Raw genomic sequence first — 1,386 nt, forward strand, 5'->3', positions numbered from 1 at the left:
GATGAGTGTTCACACAGATTGATACGGTTTAGATTAGAGCATCTAGTGGGTCTGTAGCTCAGGTGGTTAGAGCGTACGCCTGATAAGCGTAAGGTCGGTGGTTCGAGTCCACTCAGACCCACCACTCAACGATGGGGTTATAGCTCAGCTGGGAGAGCGCCTGCCTTGCACGCAGGAGGTCTGCGGTTCGATCCCGCATAGCTCCACCATCTTTAAGGGTTTTTCCTAAGAATCTTTAACATGGTTTCATTAGAAAATCTGCTACTTTAACAATTTGGAAAGCTGACAAAACAACAATTTATTGTTGTTTGTAAAGTTCTCAATGTTTGTCTTTATGACAAACACCAACAAACACATTCAAGTGTTCTTGGGAATGTCACTGTTAAGTGACTATTCGAAATTGAGTCCGGCAAAATCAACGCTATCTCGCTCATTCAAATAATGAGATAGCAACTTTGGTTGTTTAACAAAGACCCTTTGGGGTTGTATGGTTAAGTGACTAAGCGTACACGGTGGATGCCTTGGCAGTCAGAGGCGATGAAGGACGTACTAACTTGCGATAAGCGCAGATAAGGCAGTAAGAGCCGTTTGAGTCTGCGATTTCCGAATGGGGAAACCCAACTGCATAAGCAGTTACTGTTAACTGAATCCATAGGTTAACAGAGCAAACCGGGGGAACTGAAACATCTAAGTACCCCGAGGAGAAGAAATCAACCGAGATTCCGGTAGTAGCGGCGAGCGAACCTGGATTAGCCCTTAAGCACTCGTTGAAGTAGGTGAACAAGCTGGAAAGCTTGGCGATACAGGGTGATAGCCCCGTAACCGACGCTTCATCGAGCGTGAAATCGAGTAGGGCGGGACACGTGATATCCTGTCTGAATATGGGGGGACCATCCTCCAAGGCTAAATACTCCTGACTGACCGATAGTGAACCAGTACCGTGAGGGAAAGGCGAAAAGAACCCCTGTGAGGGGAGTGAAATAGAACCTGAAACCGTGTACGTACAAGCAGTAGGAGCACCTTCRTGGTGTGACTGCGTACCTTTTGTATAATGGGTCAGCGACTTATATTCAGTGGCAAGGTTAACCATCTAGGGGAGCCGTAGGGAAACCGAGTCTTAACTGGGCGYCATAGTCTCTGGATATAGACCCGAAACCGAGTGATCTAGCCATGGGCAGGTTGAAGGTTGAGTAACATCAACTGGAGGACCGAACCGACTAATGTTGAAAAATTAGCGGATGACTTGTGGCTAGGGGTGAAAGGCCAATCAAACTCGGAGATAGCTGGTTCTCCCCGAAAGCTATTTAGGTAGCGCCTCGGACGAATACTACTGGGGGTAGAGCACTGTTAAGGCTARGGGGGTCATCCCGACTTACCAACCCTTTG

At 47.6% G+C, this 1,386-nt stretch carries 2 tRNA genes and 1 rRNA gene; all 3 read left to right on the plus strand.

Features of this window, described 5'->3' with window-relative positions:
* Positions 1-47 precede the first annotated feature (47 nt).
* Positions 48-124: transfer RNA gene (locus CIK04_RS13925), tRNA-Ile, on the plus strand.
* A 9-nt stretch (positions 125-133) separates the two neighbouring features.
* Positions 134-209 (plus strand) — tRNA-Ala (locus CIK04_RS13930).
* A gap of 280 nt (positions 210-489) precedes the next feature.
* Positions 490-1,386 (plus strand): 23S ribosomal RNA (locus CIK04_RS13935); the annotation flags it as partial.

It is taken from the genome of Vibrio sp. 03_296, from assembly GCF_002265885.1.